The 23,153-nt window shown below is 32.9% G+C and carries 18 protein-coding genes and 1 pseudogene; 7 read left to right on the top strand and 12 right to left on the bottom strand.

Annotated elements, in window-relative coordinates; all coding sequences use genetic code 11:
• Nucleotides 1-32: 32 nt before the first annotated feature.
• From E9099_RS00305 to E9099_RS00285, 5 genes are all read left to right on the top strand, one after another.
• Nucleotides 33-326 carry a DUF493 family protein gene (locus E9099_RS00305; RefSeq protein WP_136581780.1) on the top strand — a complete coding sequence of 98 codons (294 nt, stop codon included), beginning with the start codon at nt 33-35 and terminating at the stop codon, nt 324-326.
• A 71-nt stretch (nt 327-397) separates the two neighbouring features.
• The gene (locus E9099_RS00300; protein WP_136581779.1) at nt 398-1,063 is read left to right on the top strand and encodes a DUF4290 domain-containing protein; all 666 of its coding nucleotides are present in this window, start codon (nt 398-400) and stop codon (nt 1,061-1,063) included.
• Between the two features lie 8 nt (nt 1,064-1,071).
• Nucleotides 1,072-2,388, top strand: a complete 1,317-nt coding sequence (gene murA / locus E9099_RS00295) for a UDP-N-acetylglucosamine 1-carboxyvinyltransferase (RefSeq protein WP_136581778.1) — start codon at nt 1,072-1,074, stop codon at nt 2,386-2,388.
• A gap of 198 nt (nt 2,389-2,586) precedes the next feature.
• Nucleotides 2,587-4,266 carry a right-handed parallel beta-helix repeat-containing protein gene (locus tag E9099_RS00290; RefSeq protein WP_136581777.1) on the top strand — a complete coding sequence of 560 codons (1,680 nt, stop codon included), beginning with the start codon at nt 2,587-2,589 and terminating at the stop codon, nt 4,264-4,266.
• Between the two features lie 361 nt (nt 4,267-4,627).
• A complete protein-coding gene (locus tag E9099_RS00285; RefSeq protein WP_136581776.1) occupies nt 4,628-5,344 on the top strand; it encodes a hypothetical protein in 717 nt (238 codons plus the stop codon).
• 340 nt (nt 5,345-5,684) lie between these two features.
• Here E9099_RS00285 and E9099_RS00280 read toward each other — a convergent pair whose 3' ends face one another.
• Together E9099_RS00280 and E9099_RS00275 are read right to left on the bottom strand one after the other, a co-directional pair.
• Nucleotides 5,685-6,197 carry a hypothetical protein gene (locus tag E9099_RS00280; protein WP_136581775.1) on the bottom strand — a complete coding sequence of 171 codons (513 nt, stop codon included), beginning with the start codon at nt 6,195-6,197 and terminating at the stop codon, nt 5,685-5,687.
• Between the two features lie 506 nt (nt 6,198-6,703).
• Nucleotides 6,704-7,471: a hypothetical protein gene (locus E9099_RS00275; protein ID WP_136581774.1), complete on the bottom strand. Its 768-nt coding sequence runs from the start codon at nt 7,469-7,471 to the stop codon at nt 6,704-6,706.
• 411 nt (nt 7,472-7,882) lie between these two features.
• Here E9099_RS00275 and E9099_RS19410 point away from each other — a divergent pair.
• A pseudogene (locus E9099_RS19410) lies at nt 7,883-8,029 on the top strand (IS110 family transposase); the annotation flags it as partial.
• A gap of 49 nt (nt 8,030-8,078) precedes the next feature.
• Here E9099_RS19410 and E9099_RS00265 read toward each other — a convergent pair.
• The 8 genes from E9099_RS00265 to E9099_RS00230 form a co-directional block, all read right to left on the bottom strand.
• On the bottom strand, nt 8,079-9,740 hold the full coding sequence (locus E9099_RS00265; protein ID WP_240788926.1) for a serine hydrolase domain-containing protein: 1,662 nt from the start codon (nt 9,738-9,740) through the stop codon (nt 8,079-8,081).
• A gap of 54 nt (nt 9,741-9,794) precedes the next feature.
• Nucleotides 9,795-10,865 carry a hypothetical protein gene (locus tag E9099_RS00260; protein WP_136581773.1) on the bottom strand — a complete coding sequence of 357 codons (1,071 nt, stop codon included), beginning with the start codon at nt 10,863-10,865 and terminating at the stop codon, nt 9,795-9,797.
• 808 nt (nt 10,866-11,673) lie between these two features.
• A complete protein-coding gene (locus E9099_RS00255) occupies nt 11,674-12,234 on the bottom strand; it encodes a hypothetical protein (RefSeq protein WP_136581772.1) in 561 nt (186 codons plus the stop codon).
• 891 nt (nt 12,235-13,125) lie between these two features.
• The gene (locus E9099_RS00250) at nt 13,126-13,485 is read right to left on the bottom strand and encodes a hypothetical protein (protein ID WP_136581771.1); all 360 of its coding nucleotides are present in this window, start codon (nt 13,483-13,485) and stop codon (nt 13,126-13,128) included.
• Nucleotides 13,486-14,528: 1,043 nt separating this feature from the next.
• Nucleotides 14,529-14,888, bottom strand: coding sequence for a hypothetical protein (locus tag E9099_RS00245; protein ID WP_136581770.1), 360 nt, complete (start codon nt 14,886-14,888; stop codon nt 14,529-14,531).
• 173 nt (nt 14,889-15,061) lie between these two features.
• Entirely contained in the window at nt 15,062-15,877 is an 816-nt protein-coding gene (locus E9099_RS00240; protein ID WP_240788886.1) for an IS3 family transposase, read from the bottom strand.
• 35 nt (nt 15,878-15,912) lie between these two features.
• Entirely contained in the window at nt 15,913-16,284 is a 372-nt protein-coding gene (locus E9099_RS00235; RefSeq protein ID WP_100945294.1) for a transposase, read from the bottom strand.
• Between the two features lie 780 nt (nt 16,285-17,064).
• Nucleotides 17,065-17,850, bottom strand: coding sequence for a hypothetical protein (locus tag E9099_RS00230; protein WP_136581768.1), 786 nt, complete (start codon nt 17,848-17,850; stop codon nt 17,065-17,067).
• 626 nt (nt 17,851-18,476) lie between these two features.
• Between E9099_RS00230 and ltrA the strand changes: the two genes are divergently transcribed.
• Nucleotides 18,477-19,757, top strand: coding sequence for a group II intron reverse transcriptase/maturase (ltrA, locus tag E9099_RS00225; protein WP_136581767.1), 1,281 nt, complete (start codon nt 18,477-18,479; stop codon nt 19,755-19,757).
• Nucleotides 19,758-19,859: 102 nt separating this feature from the next.
• Here ltrA and E9099_RS00220 read toward each other — a convergent pair whose 3' ends face one another.
• Together E9099_RS00220 and E9099_RS00215 are read right to left on the bottom strand one after the other, a co-directional pair.
• A complete protein-coding gene (locus E9099_RS00220) occupies nt 19,860-21,302 on the bottom strand; it encodes a hypothetical protein (RefSeq protein ID WP_136581766.1) in 1,443 nt (480 codons plus the stop codon).
• Nucleotides 21,303-22,181: 879 nt separating this feature from the next.
• Nucleotides 22,182-22,967, bottom strand: coding sequence for a hypothetical protein (locus E9099_RS00215; RefSeq protein WP_136581765.1), 786 nt, complete (start codon nt 22,965-22,967; stop codon nt 22,182-22,184).
• Between the last annotated feature and the right edge of the window lie 186 nt (nt 22,968-23,153).

Here is a 23,153-nt window from a genome sequence, read left to right as displayed (position 1 = left end):
AAAATGGTATATTTGTTGTTTATAAAATAGGCATGAATAAGACACCAAATCCAGAAGAATTTTACGCAAAATTAAAAGAACAATTATTGGACACATCAACGTGGCCCAGTGAATATTTATATAAATTTATTATAATCTCTGATTTAGAAAAAATGGCAGAAGTCGAAGCTATTTTTGATAATATGGGATCTGTAATTAGAACAAAAGAATCTAGTAACGGTAAATATACAAGTGTATCTATTAGAGTTATAATGAATAATCCGGATCATGTTGTAGAAAAATATTTAGAAGTTACAGAAAAAGTAGAAGGCGTGATTAGTCTTTAGTTTTTTTTTGTATTTTGCACAAGCATTAGAAACTTCGATGCAACACTTATAAATTCTACACTTTTTTTATTTTGATAGACGACATAGAGTACAACACAGAGCGTGAGCATTTAATTATTCCTGAGTATGGACGCCATATTCAAAAAATGATTAATTACGCAAAAACAAGAGAGACCAAAGAGGAGCGTAATAAATTGGCGAAATCTATTATAGCGGTAATGGGTAATATGCAACCACATTTGCGTGATGTTGCCGATTTCCAACACAAGCTTTGGGATCAGCTATTTATAATGGCTAATTTTGAGCTTGATGCGGACTCACCTTATGGCGTACCTTCGGAAGAAGAACTGTCAGAACGTCCAGCACCTTTAGAATACCCACAAAATTTCCCCAAATATCGTTTTTATGGTAATAACATAAAGACAATGATTGATGTGGCTAATACATGGGAAGATGGTGAGATGAAGGAAGCGCTGACGTACACGATTGCAAATCACATGAAAAAGTGTTTTTTAAATTGGAATAAAGATACGGTGGAAGACAGCGTGATTTTTATTCATTTGTTTGAATTATCTGATGGTAAAATAAACCTAAAAGGTAGTGAAGAAGCACTGACCGATTCTGGACGCTTAATGAAAGCTTCAAGTGGTAAAAAATATTCGACCACTTCTAGTCACAAAAAAGTGCCAAATCACAAAAAAAATAATACTCTAAACCGAAACAGAAAACGATACTAATACTATTTATGGGAACATTTAAAATTGAAGGTGGTCACCAACTTAAAGGAGACATACAACCTCAGGGCGCAAAAAACGAAGCATTACAAATATTATGTGCGGTTTTATTAACTCCAGAAAAAGTAACCATAAATAATATTCCTGATATTATTGATATTAACAAGTTGATATCGCTTTTAGGAAATTTAGGTGTTAAGGTTGAAAAGTTAAAAGACGAATCATACGCTTTTCAAGCAGATGAGATTGACTTAGAGTACATGCAAACTGCCGATTTTAAAAAAGAGGGTAGTGGGCTAAGAGGATCTATTATGATGGTGGGACCATTATTAGCGCGTTTTGGTAAAGGGTACATCCCAAAGCCAGGAGGAGATAAAATTGGACGTCGTCGTTTAGATACACACTTTGAAGGCTTTATAAAATTAGGGGCTAAGTTTAGATATAATCGTGAAGATTATTTTTATGGTGTAGAGGCTGATAAGCTTGTTGGAACAGATATGCTTTTAGATGAAGCGTCTGTAACAGGTACGGCTAATATTGTAATGGCTGCTGTTATGGCAGAAGGAACAACAACAATATATAATGCCGCTTGCGAACCTTATTTACAGCAATTATGTAAAATGCTGAATAGAATGGGGGCGAAAATTACTGGTGTTGGATCTAACCTACTAACTATTGAAGGTGTTGATAGTTTAGGAGGAACGGAGCACACGATGCTACCTGATATGATTGAAATTGGTAGTTGGATTGGTTTGGCTGCTATGACAAAAAGTGAATTAACCATTAAAAACGTAAGCTGGGATGATTTAGGTCAAATACCAGATGTGTTTAGAAAAATAGGAATTACTGTCGAAAGACAAGGTGATGATATCCATATTCCTGCACATAAAGATGGTTACGAAATTCAAAACTATATTGATGGTTCTATTTTAACTATTGCAGATGCGCCTTGGCCTGGTTTTACTCCAGATTTATTAAGTATTGTCTTAGTAGTAGCCACACAAGCAAAAGGAGAAGTGCTAGTGCATCAAAAAATGTTTGAAAGTCGTTTGTTTTTTGTCGATAAACTTATTGATATGGGAGCAAAAATTATATTGTGCGATCCACACAGAGCAACCGTTATGGGGCATGATTTTAACTCGCAATTAAAAGCGACAACCATGGTATCACCAGATATTAGAGCAGGAATCTCTTTATTAATCGCTGCATTATCGGCAAAAGGAACGTCAACAATTCATAATATTGAACAAATAGATAGAGGTTATCAAAAAATTGTAGAGCGTTTACAAGCTATTGGTGCTAAGATTGAACGTATAGAAGGAAATTAAAAAATAAAATAATTTGTAAAAAAGCTTCAGTGAAAACTGAAGTTTTTTTTGTTCATAGAATTAAATTCATTTTATAGGTTATTAGAGCTTTGTATTGCATACATTAGAGGAGAAATAAATTATTGAAAAACATTCGATTTAGGTTTGTGTGTTAGAGTAGTAATTTTAAAATTTATCTTAATTAATAAAATAATAAGTATGAAAAGAGTTTTGTTGTCAATTTGTTTACTATTTATTGTTGTCACGAGTTGTAGTGATGATGATATTAATAACTCTAACACTGAGGAGTTACCTAATTCTGAGGTGGAAGGTGATTATGTGCCCCCTATAGGGATTCCTAATGCTTGGATTTCTCCAGATATTGAGAGTCCAGAGCGACCTAGTGAATGGGAGACAGAACTAACAGGTTATTATTTTGTAGAGTATTCTGTTGGCTCTGATACGGATAATACCTATGGTACGCCAAGTACGCCACGTAAAACAATTCCTTTTCCTGTTCCGGCAGGATCCTATGTTGTAGTTAAGGGGAATTATAATTATGTGCAAAATGACATTAAACTTAGGGGAGAAGGTACTGGAGATGCATGGGTTGCTGGTGTTAGTGGTCCTACTTGGATTGTTGGTGATGCAGATGATAGAGCCGAAATTACAGGTAACAAACTACTAGTTTCAGGAAGTTATGTGTATTTGGATAATTTTTATTTTCACTCTAATGGTCGTGTGCAACTAGGATCTTATGTTTCAGGATCTCAAGTCGATCATATCTTAATTAGAAATAGTGAAATGAAAGGCGAGGTTGATGTTGCTGGTGGTATTTTGATAAGTACTGTTGGTTTAGTTGACGATCCAGCAAGCGATATTATTATTTATAACAATAAAGCACATAGAATTGGACCGCTTGATTCGGAAGTTGATATTGATGCTAGAGGATGTTCTATTCAAAGTTACACAAGCAATATGTGGGTGGTAGATAATGAATTTAGTGACTCGTCTGCAGGACTTCAAGTCGAAGCGGGTTCTATAGATCGTCAAGCAACTACGCATCATATTTATATAGGACGTAATCATATCCATAATATTGCGCAGGCCGGTATTGGTATAAAATATGCTTTAGATATTATTATTAGTGAGAATAATGTTCATGATATTATTGACACACCTTGGTCACCATCTAAAGGTATTGGTTTCCAATATGCCCCTGATCGTGTTTGGATTCTTTTTAATCAAATTTCAAATGTATATACAGGTATTCGTGGCGCAAGTGATAATGGAGGTGCGGGATCTATTGGTCAAAGTGTTTTTATTATTGGTAATTTAATCAAAGATGTCACTATAACTGGTACGGCTTATAATGGAGCAACAGAAGGTTTAGGGATTGAGATTAATAATGGTGCTACACCAAGATATATTATTAATAACACCATTGTAGATAGTGATATTGCAATTGGAAATGGATACTATAATTCTACTATGATTATGGAAAATAACGTTATTTCTAATACTAGAGACTTTGATATTATGCTTGAGGATAGTTATCAGACAGGAACGTTATCTACACTTAGAAATAACCACTTTGATGCGGAAGCTAAAATTAGATGGAGTAATGGAGTTACACATAATCTTGAGAGTTTTCAAGCCGCTTTTAGTAAAGGAGAAGGTTGTATTAGTGCCGCACCTTTGTTTGTAGATACTAGTTCAGATGATTTTTCATTACAATCGGCTAGTTCGGCTGTTGGTAGTGGTTTATCCGCAATTGATTTAACAGTTGATGTATATGCTCTTTTTGAGACTTTATATGGTCTAGATATAAGAGTTGATATAAATCAAGTTACTAGACCTGATACAGGGCTTTGGAATATGGGAGCTTATGAAAATTAAAGACTAAGATACTACTAATTAAAAAGGGCTCTTTACTATAAGGAGCCCTTTTTATTTTGTTGTTATATTAGTTAGCATAGTGATCTTATTTAGCCCTACGTGTTCTAATAGCTTCACTTTAAGCGGTTTATTTTTTACAACATTAATAGTGGATGTTTAAAAGTGTGAAGGATAATGCGTCATTAGCGGTAATGCGATTAGTCTAATAGTTTCTATATGTTCAAATAATATTATCATAATAAGCAAAACTATATTTGGGATTCCTTCTAATAGTGCAACACTATTAATTGGGTAAAGTCGTCTGTTTCTACAATTTTTTCTTTGTAATATTGCAAGACGTATTTTTGTTAAAACAACCAAAATGAATTTTTTTTTATACCAAGTAATACCCGTTAATTATACCTATGGTTTTTTAGCGCTAACCCTATTATTAACTTTCTTTATTGCGAAACGATCAGGAAAAACAGGTTGTATAGGGTTTGGATATATCGCTTTGATTGTTGGTGCAATTAATCTGTTTACAGTATTGGTTTTCTTTTTAATATCGACCGCTATTAAAGATCTTTATGCCATTCCGTTTGGGACAAACTATACAGCAGAAGTTATTGATTCTGTTTCAAAATCTACAGAAGATGGTACGATGTATTCTCCGATAGTTACTTTTACAACGCAATCAGGAGCTACAGTCATTGAAGAACTAAGTTTCTCTTCTGGAAGTTTGCAAAATAGTTATTATATAAACTATAATGAAGACACAGGAAAACTCATTCCGCTTGGGTTTATTTTGGCATTAGAACTTGCAGCAGCCATACTTTTTGGAGTGATTTTTATATTCTCATTTACGGGCATTATTCTTTATGCAGGGGGAATAAATATGAGTGGTTATTTAGAAGTTATAAAAGTGGTTGGTCTTAAGTTTTTTCTTCCGCTTATAATGATTGGTTTTGATGCATTACTTATTTATGCACTGTTTTACGGAAATGAAATGCCTATTTTTATTTCAGGGATTCTTGTGTTTTTTATTTTTATGCTGACATTAGGCATTTTTGGTTATATTAAATCGGGTATTTGGAAGTAAATTGATGGAGTGAATTTATAGATTCGTTTCTTTACAGTGCGGTTTAATTAATATTCAATAGTATTTTGGTAATATATTTTTAATCGCTTTCAACGCTTAAAATTTAACATTCGAGTAAGTGCTTCGTAAGTCAAATCACGTCATATTTCGATATAAAGTTGTAATTAAAATAGGTGCTATTTATTGCGTTTGAGTACATTTTATAAGCAATGCTAACAAGTTAACCTTCAAAAAAATCTAGAGAAATAAGCGTTCTAGATTTTTTGACTACTATAAAAACATTGTATTTAGCCGTTAAATATGCTTACATTTTGGTAAGATCATCTGTATAGATTCTGAATTAATATACAGTATAGCTTTCGTCAATAATTGTATCTGTCGAAAGATGATTAAATCTTTGTAAATCTGTGTGGTTATTGTCTAAGAAATTAGTTAGGTGGGTTACTGTCTCTTCTTGCAAAACACCTGTAGCTGCAGTTTTATTTTCTTCAACAGCTTTTTCTTTAGAACCTCCAAAAAGCTGACTAAATTTTGAAGTAGGCACTATTTTAGATGACATAAATTCTAACACCAGTTTAATTGCTTCTGGTTGTACAGATTTACTAGGGTAAAGGTGTGGATGAATATGAATAATAGATTCTTTTTTGTTGTTTTTAAATGTAACCGAAAAATTCCAAGAGTTGTCATCAACTATATCAGAGTCGTTTTGGTTTGCATCTGTAGCTTTAGTTAATAGGTTAAACCAATTAATACTTTTGTATAGTTCCATTACTTCTAAGCTAGAAGAAACTGTCGTATCTATTTTCTTTTCTCCGGACGAAAAGTTTTCGAAACAAATTATATATTTTCCCATTGTGTTTTTTGAGGTTTAAGAAGCTAATTTAGTAAAAAAAACACACTCGGATTTTAATACTTCGGGTTCTTGTTTATATTCATTTGTATTAACATGAGATATTTTTAAAAAAAATGTATCTAAAAGTTAAGCGTAAAAATCTGATTCAGTTAGGTATAGAGCCAGGACAAGCTTATGCTTGGAATAGAACCAGGATGGGAGGTTGTGGAGTGGTTTAAAATCTTATTTTAGAGCCTGCTATCACAATTTCTAGGCTTAATCGAAAAGGGTATAAGCCTTTGTTAGATTATATTAATAATACGCGAACTTCCATTTGGTTAACCGCCGTATACGTTCCTGAGTTGTATTGCTAGTAGCAATAGGGACGAAAGGACCAACGTAGTTACGTACGTGTGGTGTGAGAGGCGCACTCCGGCTATTTTAGTCGGAGTCGTATATTCGATTGTTAATAGTGCTTTGTGTTAGTTTGAAATCAATTCATAATTCTTGATCATTTTGATATAAATTTAAAAACGTTTTCTAATGATATTAAAAATGCCTTTTATTATCATTAATATTATTTGTAACACGACAATAGCAACAATAGCAACAATAACAGCGGGAATAAGCATTAAGCCACTAATAGCAAGCCAGCCAGCAGATAAGCCAATTAAAATCAATCCACCAACAACTAGAATCATTATTATAACAATAACTGGTTTCATCCATTCGTCTCCTTTTTTTGTATAATTAGTTTTTTTTAGTATAAAACCTTTTTTGCCTTTAAGATTATCGATTTCTATAAAAATATATTTTTTACCAAAGACATTATTAATTATATAAAAATGCTCTTTCTTTTTTAGAACGAAAGGATCCACTTGTATCAAATCTTTATTATATGCTAATTGAATATCTATTTTTTTACCTTCCTTAGCATCTTCAATACTTTCAGCTTTGATAATACCTATATTTTCTATTTCAGTTAGAGTGTCTTTTTGGTGAAAAAGGGAATCAAATAATGGTTTTTTACTTGTTTTATAAATAACACTAAAGCCTTGAACCGAATCATCATCCAGTATTACATTTTGACATTTATAAAAATTATCGTGGTCCTTTTTTATATATGCTTCTTTTTTATCTTCAATGTAAATTTCCATCCAGTTTACTTTATCTCTTCTTTTTTCTCTATTAAAAGAAATTATAGTATCTGGTTCTAATGTTGTTAAATGACTTGAAGATAATTCGTGCCTGCTGTAAACCTTTGTAGGCTTTAAAATTCGTAAATAACGTTTCATAAAATAATTAGTATTTAGCTTTAGGAAATTGAGTTTAGAGAATAATATCGTATTGTTACCAACGTCTTGGCTATGATTAGTACGGGAATTAAAAGAAATTAATTTGCGATTAAGCACTTAACCAAAACTTTTTATTTTGTTTTATCTTTTTTGTTCTAAAGCCAAATCAAAAGATTTTGCGGACTTGGTTAAAAGTTCTAAACTTTGGATTAAGCACTAAAACCCTTATTAATTATAGGTGTTGTTTGTGCCCAGCATGAGCGTCTTTTTATTTGCGGAAAGGTAAATAATTAATCTACATGGTGCAAGTTTCTTATGCGCAGTCGTAATCCATCGGCTACGCTTAGGACAGGCTTATTGAAGTATTAGTAAGTAGCAAGGCTGAAAAACGTGAGGTTTTGTCTGAATGCTATTTATGAGCGATTAGTAGCCAAAGGAAAAAGCAAAAAACTAGCCTTAATAGCGGTTTGTAATAAGTTATTAAAACAAGCCTTTGCTATTACTAAATCAGGGTTAATATTTGATAAAGAATATAAAAGTACGTTAGTGAAAAATTAATGAGATTTTACTTATTTTTTAACACAGTACTTTGTTGGTGGTAGTTTTTTTATTGTTTTACATTTTCTAGAGTTATTCCTAATCCTTTTAATACTTGTAATCCATTATTATTCTCAGGATTTAGTTTTATAGATTTTTTATAATTTTCAATTGCTTTTTTCTTTTCACCTTTTTTTAAAAGAGCTTCACCATAGCTATCATACGCATTGGAAGAATTGGGGAATGCTGCGACATATATTTCAAACACAGCGAGTGAGAAGTCAATATTCTCTTTACTTAAATAATAATATCCTAATTCGTTTAATTGCTCCTCTGAAATGCTGTATTTACCTGATTGGTTATTTTTTAATTCGAAGTATTGTTTCTGAATATCTTTGACACCATTGATATCTATTATTTTTTTTATTTTATTCGCTATAGAAGGTAAGACTGCGCAATTGTCTAATGATTCTTCATTAGTTACCCAGTTCATCCATTCGCAAATTATTTGCCCATAGACCTTACCTCCAGAACCCCCGTTAGTGAACATGACAAAACCATCATCAGTAGCAGGATTAACCATAAATAAAGCTTGCCAACCAGTATTAGCACCTCCGTGACCATATAAAACCATTGAATGCTTTGGCATTGATTCTACTTGATACCCTAAACCATAGCTACCATTTGAAGCAGGAGCTGGTAGCATCATCTGTTCTAGATAATTAGCTGATAGAATATTTTGAGAATATTGTTTATTTTTATATAGGCTTGCTAATGCAAATTTTGTAAAATCTTCGATATTTGTATGTAAACCCGCAGCTGCTTTCGCTGTAAAAAGTTCAAAATCGATTTCTTCTCCAAACATATCATATTCTCGGGACGATATACTCATTATCTTATCATCAATAGTAAAACTAGTATTTTTCATGCCTAAAGGTTGAAGTATTTCTTTTAGCATGTAATCTTCAAATTTTTGTTTGGTAACTTCCTCAATTATGAGCTGAAGAATTGAATAGCCTCCTCCAGAATATTTCCATTTTGTTCCAGGTTCCATGATAATTTCCACACGTCCAGGTCCATTGTTTTTGCCATTTAAAGATTCTTCAATGGTGGGTAATTTGTCTTTTGGTGACCATCCTGGGTATCCGTGTAGCGATAATCCAGCAGTATGACTTAGGATTCTTCTTATGGTAACTTTATTTGAATCAAACTCTGATTCTGGTAAATGCCACCTAGTAAGATATTTTTCAGCAGGCGCATCAAGGTCAATTTTACCTTCTTGAACTAGTTTCATGATGCCCCATGCAGTAACAGTTTTGGAAATAGACCCAATATTAAAACCAGTAGTAATATTAACTTTGGTTTTATTGTCAATATTAGAACAGCCATAACCTTTCTTTAGGATTATTTTACCATTTTCTATAATAGCAATTGCTGCCCCTGGAACATTAAAGTCGTTTAGTAGTTTCGGGACTTTATTATTTAGTTTATTTACAAATTGGTCAATGTTTTTTGACTCCGCTTGAGCATTAATTTTTAAAGGAAGAATGAAAATAAAAAGTAATATTAATCTTAATGTCATTTGTTTTACTTTTATTGTTATTAATGAATGAAGTTTTATTTGGAACACAACTCTTCCCAAATTACCACCAACGGTCTTGTGTATGATTAGTAGCGGATTTATACATTTGCTTTTCAGTTCGCTACTATCGTTTGAGTTTATAAAATCCATCTTCGTTTTAGCAATTAAACCATTATTATTTTTATACCTTGTTAGCGATAGTATTTATTTTTTTGGTTTGATTATCTTTCTCTTTAAATTGTAAAACTCTCTTTTGGAATTTTGAATGTAAACATTTGATTTCAATCTATTCTGTTTTATTATTTCAATCGGAATTTCTTTATTAAAATTAATATTATTCCTATCGTTTATATAGTTTTCAGATAGTACTTCAGAAGATGAATAATTTAATGACACAAAATCATTTTTCTTTTTTGGTTTTAATCTCCAGCTCATAGTTGTTAAATCCAATAATCCATATTTTCCGTTAGTCTTTAGTATTGCAAAGCCTATTGTCTTTGCGTAGTTATTTAGATTTAATGGTCTATCAAAAAGACCACTGATTTCTTTGTTTTTCAAGAGAGACCTAAATTTATATTTTCCAGCTTCAGTTCTAAAATAAAACCATATATCATCTGAGTCTTTGTAATGAAATACCTTTATTGGAAAATTTGATAAATTTTCAAACCCTTCCATTTCATCTCCTTGTTGATTAACTATAGAATATTTGTTCTTATCGTTTATTTTTTCTGTTACTATAGCATAATAATTATTTTTAAATTTGATTGCCCAAGTTTTTAAAATTGATTTCTTTGTTTTTTTGTTATAAAACTTAGAGTTAAATCCTATTATCTTGTTATTATCATTTACCTCAAAACCAGAAATCTCATCATTAATTAATTTTTCATAATTTATTTTAGGTGTTGTTTCGCTCTCAACATCATAGACTTGATAGTCGCTTTGTTTAATGAATTCAATTTTATAGTTTTCTTTAGAACCCAAAATATTAGCATCGCATCCATTTTCTTGATTCCCATTATTCATTTCATAAAATAATCTCAAATTAGGTTTGAAAAAGTGAACTCTATTTAATATTGGGCTTGTCACTATTTTTCTTGTTTTTTTATCAAAAAAACCCCATTTATTTTCGGTTTTTGAGAAGTAGGGAATCAAATTAATGGATTCATGTTTTTCAACTTTATCAATTAAATGTTTAGAGACTTTATCTTCACAAGAGAAATTTTGCGAAAAAAGGTTATTTGAGATTATTAAAAAAAATATTAATGTTCTTTTCATAATTTATGTTCGTATTATCGCTAACGTTTAGTATATGATTTAGTGCGGGAATAGAAAGTCAGAGTACTTTCAATTTAGCACGAGGCAAAGCATTTTGTTTGCCTTTATTTTTTTGTGTACTAAAGTCAAATCAAAATGATTTGACGGATTTAGTAAGTATACGCAAAACTTTTGATTAAGCACTAAACCCGGTTTAATTATATACATTGTGTGTGCCCAGCATGGGCATCTTTTAATTTACGGAAAGGTAAATAATTAATCTAGAGGGTGCAAGTCCCTTATGCGCAGGAGTAACGTCTTGAAGCATTAGTAAGTCGCAAGGGTGGTAATCGCGAGGTTACATCTGAAGGAAGCGAGACTACAAAACTCGGTACTGATACTTCGACTGCGCTCAGTATAAACTAAACAGAAATCGTATACAGAGGCATGGTTATTCGGGTAAGCAAGCACATCATTGTAACGCCCAAACAGTAACAAAAGGGTAACTATGTAGATACGGCAGTGATTGAGTGAAAGAGGATGCCATTACCTGGGGAGGTCTCCAAAGTTACGAGTTGACTATATGGAGAAGTCAGCAGAAGTCATAGTACTTACAGGAAACGAGTTGAGGCAATACCTCAGAAGGTCTCACAAGTAAGGAAGGACTGAACGTAATTCTCTTCAAAATTCGCATAGGAGCACTAGTGGTAGCCTATGCCTAAATTAGAAGATAGTGTCAAGGGTGAAAAGAGCTTTGGCGTGATGATTTACGAACCGCCGTATACGAGACCCGTATGTACGGTGGTGTGAGAGGCGCACTCCGGCTATTTTAGTCGGAGCCGTCTACTCGATTAGCTGTAGTTTTTTTCAACAGGTCATTTATTTTAGGTTGCATAATCCAAATTCCAATAGGGTATATTAAAAGGAGAAAAAAATCACCAATAAAATCCATAAATTTAGTCCTTTTATTTAATTTATATGTCTTGAATGATTTAGCAGCAAAATAAATTGAATGAATTATTCCAAATATCGATAATATATGTAAAGATAAAAGTATTCTCTTTTGATTATGTTCGATTCTACCAATAATATTTTCTAAAAAAACATTATAAATAATAAGATATATTAGAGATATAAAGAAGAATATTTTAAATCTATTGTTTTTTGTTTTTTCAATGATTCCATTTTGAAATGTTGTAAAAATTTCCCAAATCCAACTAAATAAAACCACAATATTTAATACTTGAAAAAACTTTTTTAAGTAAATAAAGGTTTCTTTTGATAAAGTGTTTGAAATTATATTTTCACCAAATACAATAAATACTATAGGTATAATAAACATTAATGTAAATAATTGCCAATGTTTAGCGCTCAAAATTTTTTTATTCATTTTTTTTGTTTTTGTTAATTACAACTAACGTTTCGGCTATGATTAGTACGGGAATTAAAAGTAATAAACTTCCGATTAAGCACTTAGCCAAAACTTTTTATTTTGTTTTACCTTTTTCTTTATAAAGCCAAGTCAGAAAGATTTGGCGGACTTTGTTAAAAGCACTAAACTTTAGGTTAAGCACCAAAACTCGTATTAATTATAGCCCTTGTGTGTGCCCAGCATGGGCATCTTTTAATTTACGGAAAGGTAAATAATTAATCTAGAGGGTGCAAGTCCCTTATGCGCAGGAGTAACGTCTTGAAGCATTAGTAAGTCGCAAGGGTGGTAATCGCGAGGTTACATCTGAAGGAAGCGAGACTACAAAACTCGGTACTGACGAACAGAAATCGTATACAGAGGCATAGTTATTCGGGTAAGCAAGCACATCATTGTAACGCCCAAACAGTAACAAAAGGGTAATTATGTAGATACGGCAGTGATTGAGTGAAAGAGGATGCCATTACCTGGGGAGGTCTCCAAAGTTACGAGTTGACTATATGGAGAAGTCAGCAGAAGTCATAGTACTTACAGGAAACGAGTTGAGGCAATACCTCAGAAGGTCTCACAAGTAAGGAAGGACTGAACGTAATTCTCTTCAAAATTCGCATAGGAGCACTAGTGGTAGCCTATGCCTAAATTAGAAGATAGTGTCAAGGGTGAAAAGAGCTTTGGCGTGATGATTTACGAACCGCCGTATACGTTCCTGAGTTCTATTGTTAATAACGATAGAGACGAAAGGACCAACGTAGTTACGTATGTACGGTGGTGTGAGAGGCGCACTCCGGCTATTTTAGTCGGAGCCGTCTACTCGATTGTACCACGTTTTGGTTAATTCTTAATATTATTATTTTAGTTATATTTTTTGTCCTTTAAAATAATAACTCTAATAGATTCTCCATAATTAGATCCAAATCTTTCTGCTAATTGAAATTTGTATCCTTTCCACAATACTGGTCTAAAACGTTCCTCTTCTGAAAGTCCATCTTCAGATTCAGATTTTCCTTGAATTCCACGCACAGAAAGATTTATTTCTCCAAGTGTATTGTCTTTAGTAACAATTAAAGTAGCTGTTGCTTGTGTTGAACCTCCAATACGTGGTCGTTTATGAGTAAAATATGTTAATTTAATCAACAGAGAATTATCAATAGTTACATCTTCATTAATTTTCAATTCAATAATGTTCCCATATTTATAATTCGATTTATTCATTCCCAATTTATATTTAGTAGCACAAGACTGAAATAAGAGAATCAAAAATAAAATTAGTAGTTGTTTCAATATTTTCATCAACCTAGTTTTAATGTGGTACAACGTTTAGTATAAGGAACGTAGGGCGGTTAAAAGGCACTACGTTTTGGTTTGGCACTTAGCCAAATATAACATTTTGCTTTTATTTTTTGCTTGAAAACGTCAAATTTTATATTTGGCGGACTTCATAAATAAACACAGACCTTTGGAGTTTACACAAATGCCCTATGTTTTTTATACATTGTGTGTGCCCAGCATGGGCATCTTTTTATTTACGGAAAGGTAAATAATTAATCTAGAGGGTGCAAGTCCCTTATGCGCAGGAGTAACGTCTTGAAGCATTAGTAAGTCGCAAGGGTGGTAATCGCGAGGTTACATCTGAAGGAAGCGAGACTACAAAACTCGGTACTGACGAACAGAAATCGTATACAGAGGCATAGTTATTCGGGTAAGCAAGCACATCATTGTAACGCCCAAACAGTAACAAAAGGGTAACTATGTAGATACGGCAGTGATTGAGTGAAAGAGGATGCCATTACCTGGGGAGGTCTCCAAAGTTACGAGTTGACTATATGGAGAAGTCAGCAGAAGTCATAGTACTTACAGGAAACGAGTTGAGGCAATACCTCAGAAGGTCTCACAAGTAAGGAAGGACTGAACGTGATTCTCTTCAAAATTCGCATAGGAGCACTAGTGGTAGCCTATGCCTAAATTAGAAGATAGTGTCAAGGGTGAAAAGAGCTTTGGCGTGATGATTTACGAACCGCCGTATACGAGACCCGTATGTACGGTGGTGTGAGAGGCGCACTCCGGCTATTTTAGTCGGAGCCGTCTACTCGATTAGCTTTTAGGACTTGTGATTTCTATTCTTTTTTTGCTTTCAATCCAATTCTAATTTTTTCAATCTATCTTTTCTTTTTTTAAGATTTTCCTTTTAATTTAATCTTCAGTATTTTGATTCTGTTTTTATGTACAGATTCGTTTTATTTGATTAATAGCTCTAACTAAAAACCAATACTCATATTATCAATACATACAGTAAAAATTCCAAAATATATTATCATAAAACCAATCAAAAACACTAAAAATGATAGTATATTTTTCATCTCAAAACCATTATATATAAAAGTTAAGATGATAAGAGTTCCTAAAAATATTAGTGAGTATGGAATCTCAAGTAACAAATATTCTGCGAAATTCAAATGTAAGAATATAAAAGAAAGCCATAGCCCCAATATAGGAACAGCCATACAGATACTAGCTCTAAAAATGAGCCGACCTATTTGTTGTTTAGAAAAAAACACAACTCCTAAAATGCATATAATTCCTACTAAAATACAAGAATAACCAATTAGTGTTTCCATTATTTATCTTTTTGTTGTTTAAATTTTATTTCTGGTAATGATTTTTTATAAAGCTAAATTCTGAAATATTTCAAACATAAAAATAGATATTTATTCTCTCAATCTATTCATTGAATACAACCCAATGTTTTTGTATGTCTTGTCCTGAAATATGGCTACAGGTTAAAATTGAATTAAGCTGATAATTTATATACCATATTAGGTGTTTTATAATCTAAAGATAAATGTAATCTAACTTCGTTGTATAAATTAATTGCATTTTTTGCAGCTCTCTTTGCGTGACTCACGTTATCAAAGGTTTGGTCGAGATAAAATTCATCTTTTAAAATTCCATTTACGCGTTCTGCCATTGCGTTTTCGTAACAATGATTTTCTTCTGTCATACTAATATCTATTTTTTTTCTTTTGAGTATTTGTGTATAAACATTGCTACAATACTGTATTCCTCTGTCTGAATGATGTATTAATTCTTTGATATTTTTAGCTTGATAAATAGCCTTATTAAGCGCTCTCACACATCCTTTGAGTTCCAAGCTATCACTAATATCATAACCAACTATTTTCCTTGAATGCATATCTGTTATTAAAGCCAGGTAGCAAAAGCCCTTTATGGTTCTAATGTATGTGATATCAGATACCCAAACTTGGTTAGCTCTAGTAACTTCTAAGTCTTTAATGATGTTATTATATTTGTAAAAACGATGATAAGAGTTTGTAGTTCTAGCACTGGTTTTCCTTCTAAGTGTCAGCATTTGATGTTTTCTAAGCACATTAAATAAAGTATCTCTACCAACTTTAATCTTGGCTTTATTAAAATCGGCCTTTAATGATTTTACAAGTTTTCTCACGCCTTCTCTAGGAAGGGATTTGCGTCTTTTTCTAACGATATTAATAATCTGTAGTTCTAGGTTTAAACGCTTATCAGCTCTGTTTTTATGCTTGTAATAAGCATTGCGTTTAAGTCCAAAACAATGGGTTATAGTTGTCAAAGAAGCAAATCCCTTAGATTTCTCTTTGGCTTTTATTAAGGCTTTATACTTAACTTTTTTTTTAGTTCAGCAATAGATTTATAACCTAAATCTTCAGCAGCTACTTCTAGATAGGATTCTTCTACCATAGCATCGAGATCCTTTTTAAGTAGTAACTTTTTAAGCTGTTCAATTTCTTTTTGAAGTGCTTTAATTCTAGATATTTCGTCTTTTGTTTCCACTTTTACTCTGGTGTTCATTAAGTCTTTACGATTGTACTTTTTAATCCACACGTTCACAGTTGTAGGTGCAATAGAGTAGAGTTTACAAAGTTCACTCTTTGTGTGTTTTCCGATTGTAAGTTCGGCTAAAATTTTTAACTTAAAAGGTTCGCTGTAACGTCTAATTACTTTGTCATTTCTATACATAATGTTTAAAATTATGTAGCCTTATTTCAGGACGGGTCAGTATTAAAGCTAACGTTGATGTGTATGGTTAGTTGCGTGGTTTAGCAACTAATTTAGTAAACTTTTACGAACCTGAGAATATTCCGAAGGAATATTCCAGATGAGCACTTACAAAGCAATAAATTATATACGTTGTGTGTGCCCAGCATGGGCATCTTTTTATTTACGGAAAGGTAAATAATTAATCTAGAGGGTGCAAGTCCCTTATGCGCAGGAGTAACGTCTTGAAGCATTAGTAAGTCGCAAGGGTGGTAATCGCGAGGTTACATCTGAAGGAAGCGGAACTACAAAACTCGGTACTGACGAACAGAAATCGTATACAGAGGCATAGTTATTCGGGTAAGCAAGCACATCATTGTAACGCCCAAACAGTAACAAAAGGGTAATTATGTAGATACGGCAGTGATTGAGTGAAAGAGGATGCCATTACCTGGGGAGGTCTCCAAAGTTACGAGTTGACTATTTGGAGAAGTCAGCAGAGGTCATAGTACTTACAGGAAACGAGTTGAGGGAATACCTCAGAAGGTCTCACAAGTAAGGAAGGACTGAACGTGATTCTCTTCAAAATTCGCATAGGAGCACTAGTGGTAGCCTATGCCTAAATTAGAAGATAGTGCCAAGGGTGAAAAGAGCTTTGGTGTGATGATTTACGAACCGCCGTATACGAGACCCGTACGTACGGTGGTGTGAGAGGCGCACTCCGACTATTTTAGTCGGAGCCGTCTACTCGATTGCCCACAGTTACTTTTCAGATTCATTTTCGTAAACTTCCTTAAATTCTATTTCTTCAGTATAATCTGGTAAATCAGATTTATTTTTTTCTTTCGAAATTATTTTAATCTTATTTTCTGTTAAAAGCGCTTTTGTAATTCTATAAATAATTTCTTTTTTTGGTTTCTCAATTAGAGTAATTCCAATATAATTTGGAAGCTCTTTCTCTTTTACATTTATAGTTTGATTTTCTGTTATATAACCATCTCTTTTTTCTCCATTTGATAAGGAATATTCAAACCTAATTGATGCTAAATTTTTACGATTCGGAATTTGATTGAAAGGAATTTTTAATCTTAAATCATTATCCAATTCCATATTGAGTTTAACATCTTTAAAATCCGCATCAAAATCGTAAACGAATTGGATTTCAATATGTTTGTCAGTTAGTTTTGATTTTTTATCAGTTCTAAATTCAAGATGATAATATTCGTTTTGACTTTTGTTCGAAAATGTAAAACGTGCATCACTTTCTACAACTTCATATTGTTCAGAAAAAATAAGAGTATCGTTTTTCCTTTCCCAAGTTCCTTTATATTCTCTCCAAGTCAAACAACTTGATGGAATTGGAAAACTCCGAAATTCAAATTCGGTTTTTGAGGTCAAAGTAATTTGACTTATTCTATTATCAATAAACCAAGGATTAGCATCAGCTAAACTGTCTTTTTCATTATTCACATAGGAAATTGGTGTTTTTTGTCCAAAAACAGAATGTCCAATTATTAGTATAAATATGAAGGTAAAGATGTTTTTCATAATTGTGGGCAACGTGTTTGTGTATGGTTAGTTGCGTGGTTAAGCAACTAAGTTAGCAAACATTTACGAACCCGTGAATATTCCGCAGGAATATTCGCAAGTAAGCTCAATGCAGCAATTAATTATACACGGTGTGTGTGCCCAGCATGGGCATCTTTTTATTTACGGAAAGGTAAATAATTAATCTAGAGGGTGCAAGTCCCTTATGCGCAGGAGTAACGTCTTGAAGCATTAGTAAGTCGCAAGGGTGAAAACCGTGAGGTTTTATCTGAAGGAAGCGGAACTACAAAACTCGGTACTGACGAACAGAAATCGTATACAGAGGCATAATTATTTGGGTAAGCAAGCACACCTTTGTAACGCCCAAACAGTAACAAAAGGGTAATTATGTAGATACGGCAGTTATTGAGAGAAAGAAGATGCCATTACCTGGGGAGGTCTCCAAAGTTACGAGTTGACTATTTGGAGAAGTCAGCAGAAGTCATAGTACTTACAGGAAACGAGTTGGGAAACCCCATAGGTCTCACAAGTAAGGAAGGACTGAACATTAAATTACGTTGTAATTCGACTAGGATGCTTAGCTAGCCTAGTTTTAGAGCAACAGGAGTACACGTATTATTAACCCTATGATTGAAAACGTATTAGCAGCGACAAACCTTTATAAAGCAACACGACAAGTGGAGCGCAATAAAGGTGCGAGCGGTGTAGATGGTATGAAAACAACGAAGCTTTCTAAATATATATTAGAAAACCGTTCAATAGTACTATCCACCATTCGAGAAAACCGCTATACTCCAAAACCAATATTAGGGGTAAGCATTCCAAAAGGACAAGGTAAAACTAGACTTTTAGGAATACCCACAGTAGTAGATAGATGGCTACAACAGGCGGTAAGTCAGCAATTAATGGTTCATTTTGAGTATGATTTTGAACCTGTTAGTTACGGTTTCCGTCCACAAAAGAACATCCAAAAAGCAGTACTACAAGCTCAAACGTATATCAATTCAGGTTACCAAGATATTGTAGATATTGATTTAAAAGGATTCTTTGACCAAGTAGACCACTGTATTTTACTACAACTTATTTACCACAAGGTAAAATGTCCAACCACCTTACGGTTAATCCGAAAATGGCTAAGAGTTCCCATTTTAATAAATGGAAGACTCAAAAAGCGCAGAAAAGGAATCCCGCAAGGCAGTCCAATAAGTCCCTTATTATCTAATATTATGTTAGATGTATTGGACAAAGAAATGAAAAGTATGGGCTTGCGTTATGTGCGCTATGCTGATGATTTTAGCGTTTACGCTAAAAGTAAAAGCGAGGCGAAACAAATAGGAAACAAACTGTTTGTCTTTTTAAGAGACAGACTTAAATTGCCTATAAATAAAGCCAAAAGTGGCCTGCGTAGACCTTTAAATTTTGAGTTACTCGGACATGGTTTTGTACCCGTTTATAAAAAGGGTGTGAAAGGACAATATGCATTAGTGGTAGCTAAGAATAGTTGGGCAAAGTTTAAACGTAATCTAAAAAGTATCACCAAGAAAACCAAACCGATGTCGTTGTTAGAACGTCTTGAACGGCTTAACCAAGTCTGCCGAGGTTGGATGACTAATTATCGCTTAACAAACATCTATGCAAAAAGTAAAAAGCTAGATGAATGGTTAAGAAATCGATTACGCTATTGTATTTGGCACGATTGGAAAAAACTAGAACGCAAGCGTAAAAACTTGATTCAATTAGGTGTAGAGGCAGGACAAGCTTATGCTTGGAGTAGAACCAGAATGGGAGGTTGGGCAGTAGCTCAAAGTCCTATTTTAAAGACTACCATCACAACTTCTAGGCTTAAACGAAAAGGGTATAAACCTTTGTTAGATTATATTAATAATACGCAAACTTCAATTTGGTGAACCGCCGTATACGAGACCCGTACGTGCGGTGGTGTGAGAGGCGCACTCCGGCTATTTTAGTCGGAGCCGTCTACTCGATTACCTGCAGTGCTTTGTTCATTACTATACTTTGGCTTTTAAAAAGAAATCATCTAATGCTTCCTTTAGTTTTTTATTTTCCATTGATAATGCTTTATTTCTAATGTCATTTGGTTCGAAATAAGATACTTTATATTTTGAAGCTGATGTAGAGACATATTCTAGTTTTTCTATAGCATCATCTGTAAAGCCACCAGTTGACCAAAATTCAAATTCAATTTTTTTCTTTTTCCACGTTTCTTGTTTTTTAATCCATTTTTTAAATGCTGGAATTTTTTCTCCTAACCATTTATCTATCGTTTCAAGGTCTATCATCGAACGTTTTGCTTTGCATTCCGCTATAACAATTCTGTCGTTATATATTGCTAAAACATCCATTTCGTGGCGAGAATCATTTTCATAAATTTCACGACCTAAATCAATACTACTATTACTATCTAAAGAATGAATATGTCCAACGACAAATTCGAAAAGTGCTCCTCTTATATTATTAGCTAAACCTTCATTATACTTTTTTAGTTCTTTAATTAAATCTAGATATTTTTCAGGTGAAGATTTTAAACTAGCTCCAGCATTATTTAGAACACTAATTAACTCTTTGAGAGTTTCAGCATATTTTTGACCAAATAATTCTTTAATAAAACCTACAGCAATTCCGTGAAATTTTAAAGTAATTAAAGCTTCTTTGCTTAAATCATCTACTATTAGAAAAGGAATAATTCTTGAAGCATTATTAAAGCTCTGAATATGCTTTATTTTTTCAATAAAGAATGATACATCTTTCTCATTAATTGAAGTTCCAATTAGAATATCAGCTAATACAAATCCAGGTTTATTTCCTTGCATTAATCCTGTAATATTTGAAACACCTTTAAAAGCCCATCTGAATTTCCCAAATTCCGCATATTTTTCAGCAGTATTGTATGAAATGAGTCCTATGTTTTTATTTAAAGTACCAAAGTCAGTAAGAATATTTTCTTTAATAGCCTCTATTGTTTTATAGGTCAATGAATTGAAGTTGGTTCTTTTTAGTTTAGGGGAAATGTAATAATACTCACTATTATAATTTAGTATATTAGATTTTATGAATTTTTGAATTATTTTTTTGAAGGGTAAATGTCCTTTTAAAGCTATAATTGGATAGTTAGTATAACATTCTAAAAATTTTTGATTAATAATTCCTCCGTGAAGTTCTAAAGCATTTAAAGTATACCAATACTTTTTTCCATTTTCGAACATTGCTTTATTTAATGAATCAAACAAAAGTCCATCTTCAATGTGTTTTTCTAGATAACACAAGGATAAATTACTTATAAAATACCCTTTAATTTTTAGTATTTTTTTATTTCTCGCAACCCTTTGACTAGCTGTATTGTAATTGATGTTTTCGGATTTCTCTATTAAGCTAGATAATTCATTTGACATCAAAGGTCCTTTTCTATTTAATATCTTTTCTATTGATGTCATATCACACTATATATAAATAAACTCTTTAGAGTTTAGAGCCTAGTTAATTTTTTTTGAGTTAGCTCAATGTTTGCGTTGTTTTTTTGTGAAAAGTTCATTAAAAAGCTGTCATATCAATATTTGAAACGGTTTTCTTCGCATTGCAGGTAACGTGTTTGTATATGATTAGTGGCGTGTTTCGGCACCTAATTTAGTAAATAAAAACCAAATAGAAAATTCGGAAGAATTTTCGTAAGCAAGCTAAAACTAGCCATTAATTATATACGGTGTGTGTGCCCAGCATGGGCATCTTTTAATTTACGGAAAGGTAAATAATTAATCTAGAGGGTGCAAGTCCCTTATGCGCAGGAGTAACGTCTTGAAGCATTAGTAAGTCGCAAGGGTGGTAATCGCGAGGTTACATCTGAAGGAAGCGAGACTACAAAACTCGGTACTGACGAACAGAAATCGTATACAGAGGCATAGTTATTCGGGTAAGCAAGCACATCATTGTAACGCCCAAACAGTAACAAAAGGGTAACTATGTAGATACGGCAGTGATTGAGTGAAAGAGGATGCCATTACCTGGGGAGGTCTCCAAAGTTACGAGTTGACTATATGGAGCAATCAGCAGAAGTCATAGTACTTACAGGAAACGAGTTGAGGCAATACCTCAGAAGGTCTCACAAGTAAGGAAGGACTGAACGTAATTCTCTTCAAAATTCGCATAGGAGCACTAGTGGTAGCCTATGCCTAAATTAGAAGATAGTGTCAAGGGTGAAAAGAGCTTTGGCGTGATGATTTACGAACCGCCGTATACGAGACCCGTATGTACGGTGGTGTGAGAGGCGCACTCCGGCTATTTTAGTCGGAGCCGTCTACTCGATTGGCAATAGTAATTTAGTTTTTATCTTCTGGAAAAATATCTTTGAAGGTGCAATAAATAACTTGTCCTTTTTGAGTAGATATTTTTTCTATTATTGATGTATTAGCATTAACAAAAAAGTTGTTGATTTCGTATTTATGATACTTATGGTCACTAACATCAATTTTTGCCATTTGTACGTCTTTATCTTCGCTGATTAAGCAACAAAATGAATTTATTTCATCTAAATATGCTAACTCAATGAAATCGACTTTTTTGTCTTTAAATCGTTTGTCCGATTTGACTTTTTCTAATGCAGTGCAGGGTTCAATTAGCTTTTCAAATTCAGGATTGAGTGAGAAGTCAGGAAATTTGTTTTCAGAAACCATTTTTCCGTCTTTATCAAATTCCAAACCAAATCCATATTCAATTCCATTATTTCGATAAGTATATAAAATCCAATAAGTATGAGTTGGATAATTTGATAGTTCATATAGTTCTTGATTGGAATAACTTATGTCAATTTCTTTATCATAGTTAACTTCGATTTGATGAATTTCTAATCGATTATAAAATTCCGAATTGGCTCTTTTTGTTATAAAATCTTTTGCTTTTGGGATTATTACATCGAGATACTTTTGAATTTTTTTTGAATCACAGCAATACTTAATAGTGTCAGAAATTTCCAAATCAAAAGGAATATAATTTCTCGTTTTGGAAAGATAAGTTCCTCCAAATTCCAACTTGTCAATATCATCGCATTGAGAGAATCCGTTGAATGAAATCAGAAAGATTATTAATATGCTAAAAGTTTGTTTCATTATTATTGCCAACGTTTATGTATAAGAATAGTTGCGGGTTTGTATGCGAGGATTTTCCGCAGGAAAATCAGACGTAACAAACACACAACGACCTTTGATTAAGCACTAAACCGCAATTATTTTTATACGGTGTGTGTGCCCAGCATGGGCATCTTTTAATTTACCTAAAGGTAAATAATTAATCTA

The organism is Psychroserpens sp. NJDZ02 (assembly GCF_004843725.1).
Lineage (GTDB): Bacteria > Bacteroidota > Bacteroidia > Flavobacteriales > Flavobacteriaceae > Olleya.
The sequence above is the reverse complement of the archived record's forward strand: the minus strand, read 5'-3'. Positions and strand labels throughout refer to the sequence as shown.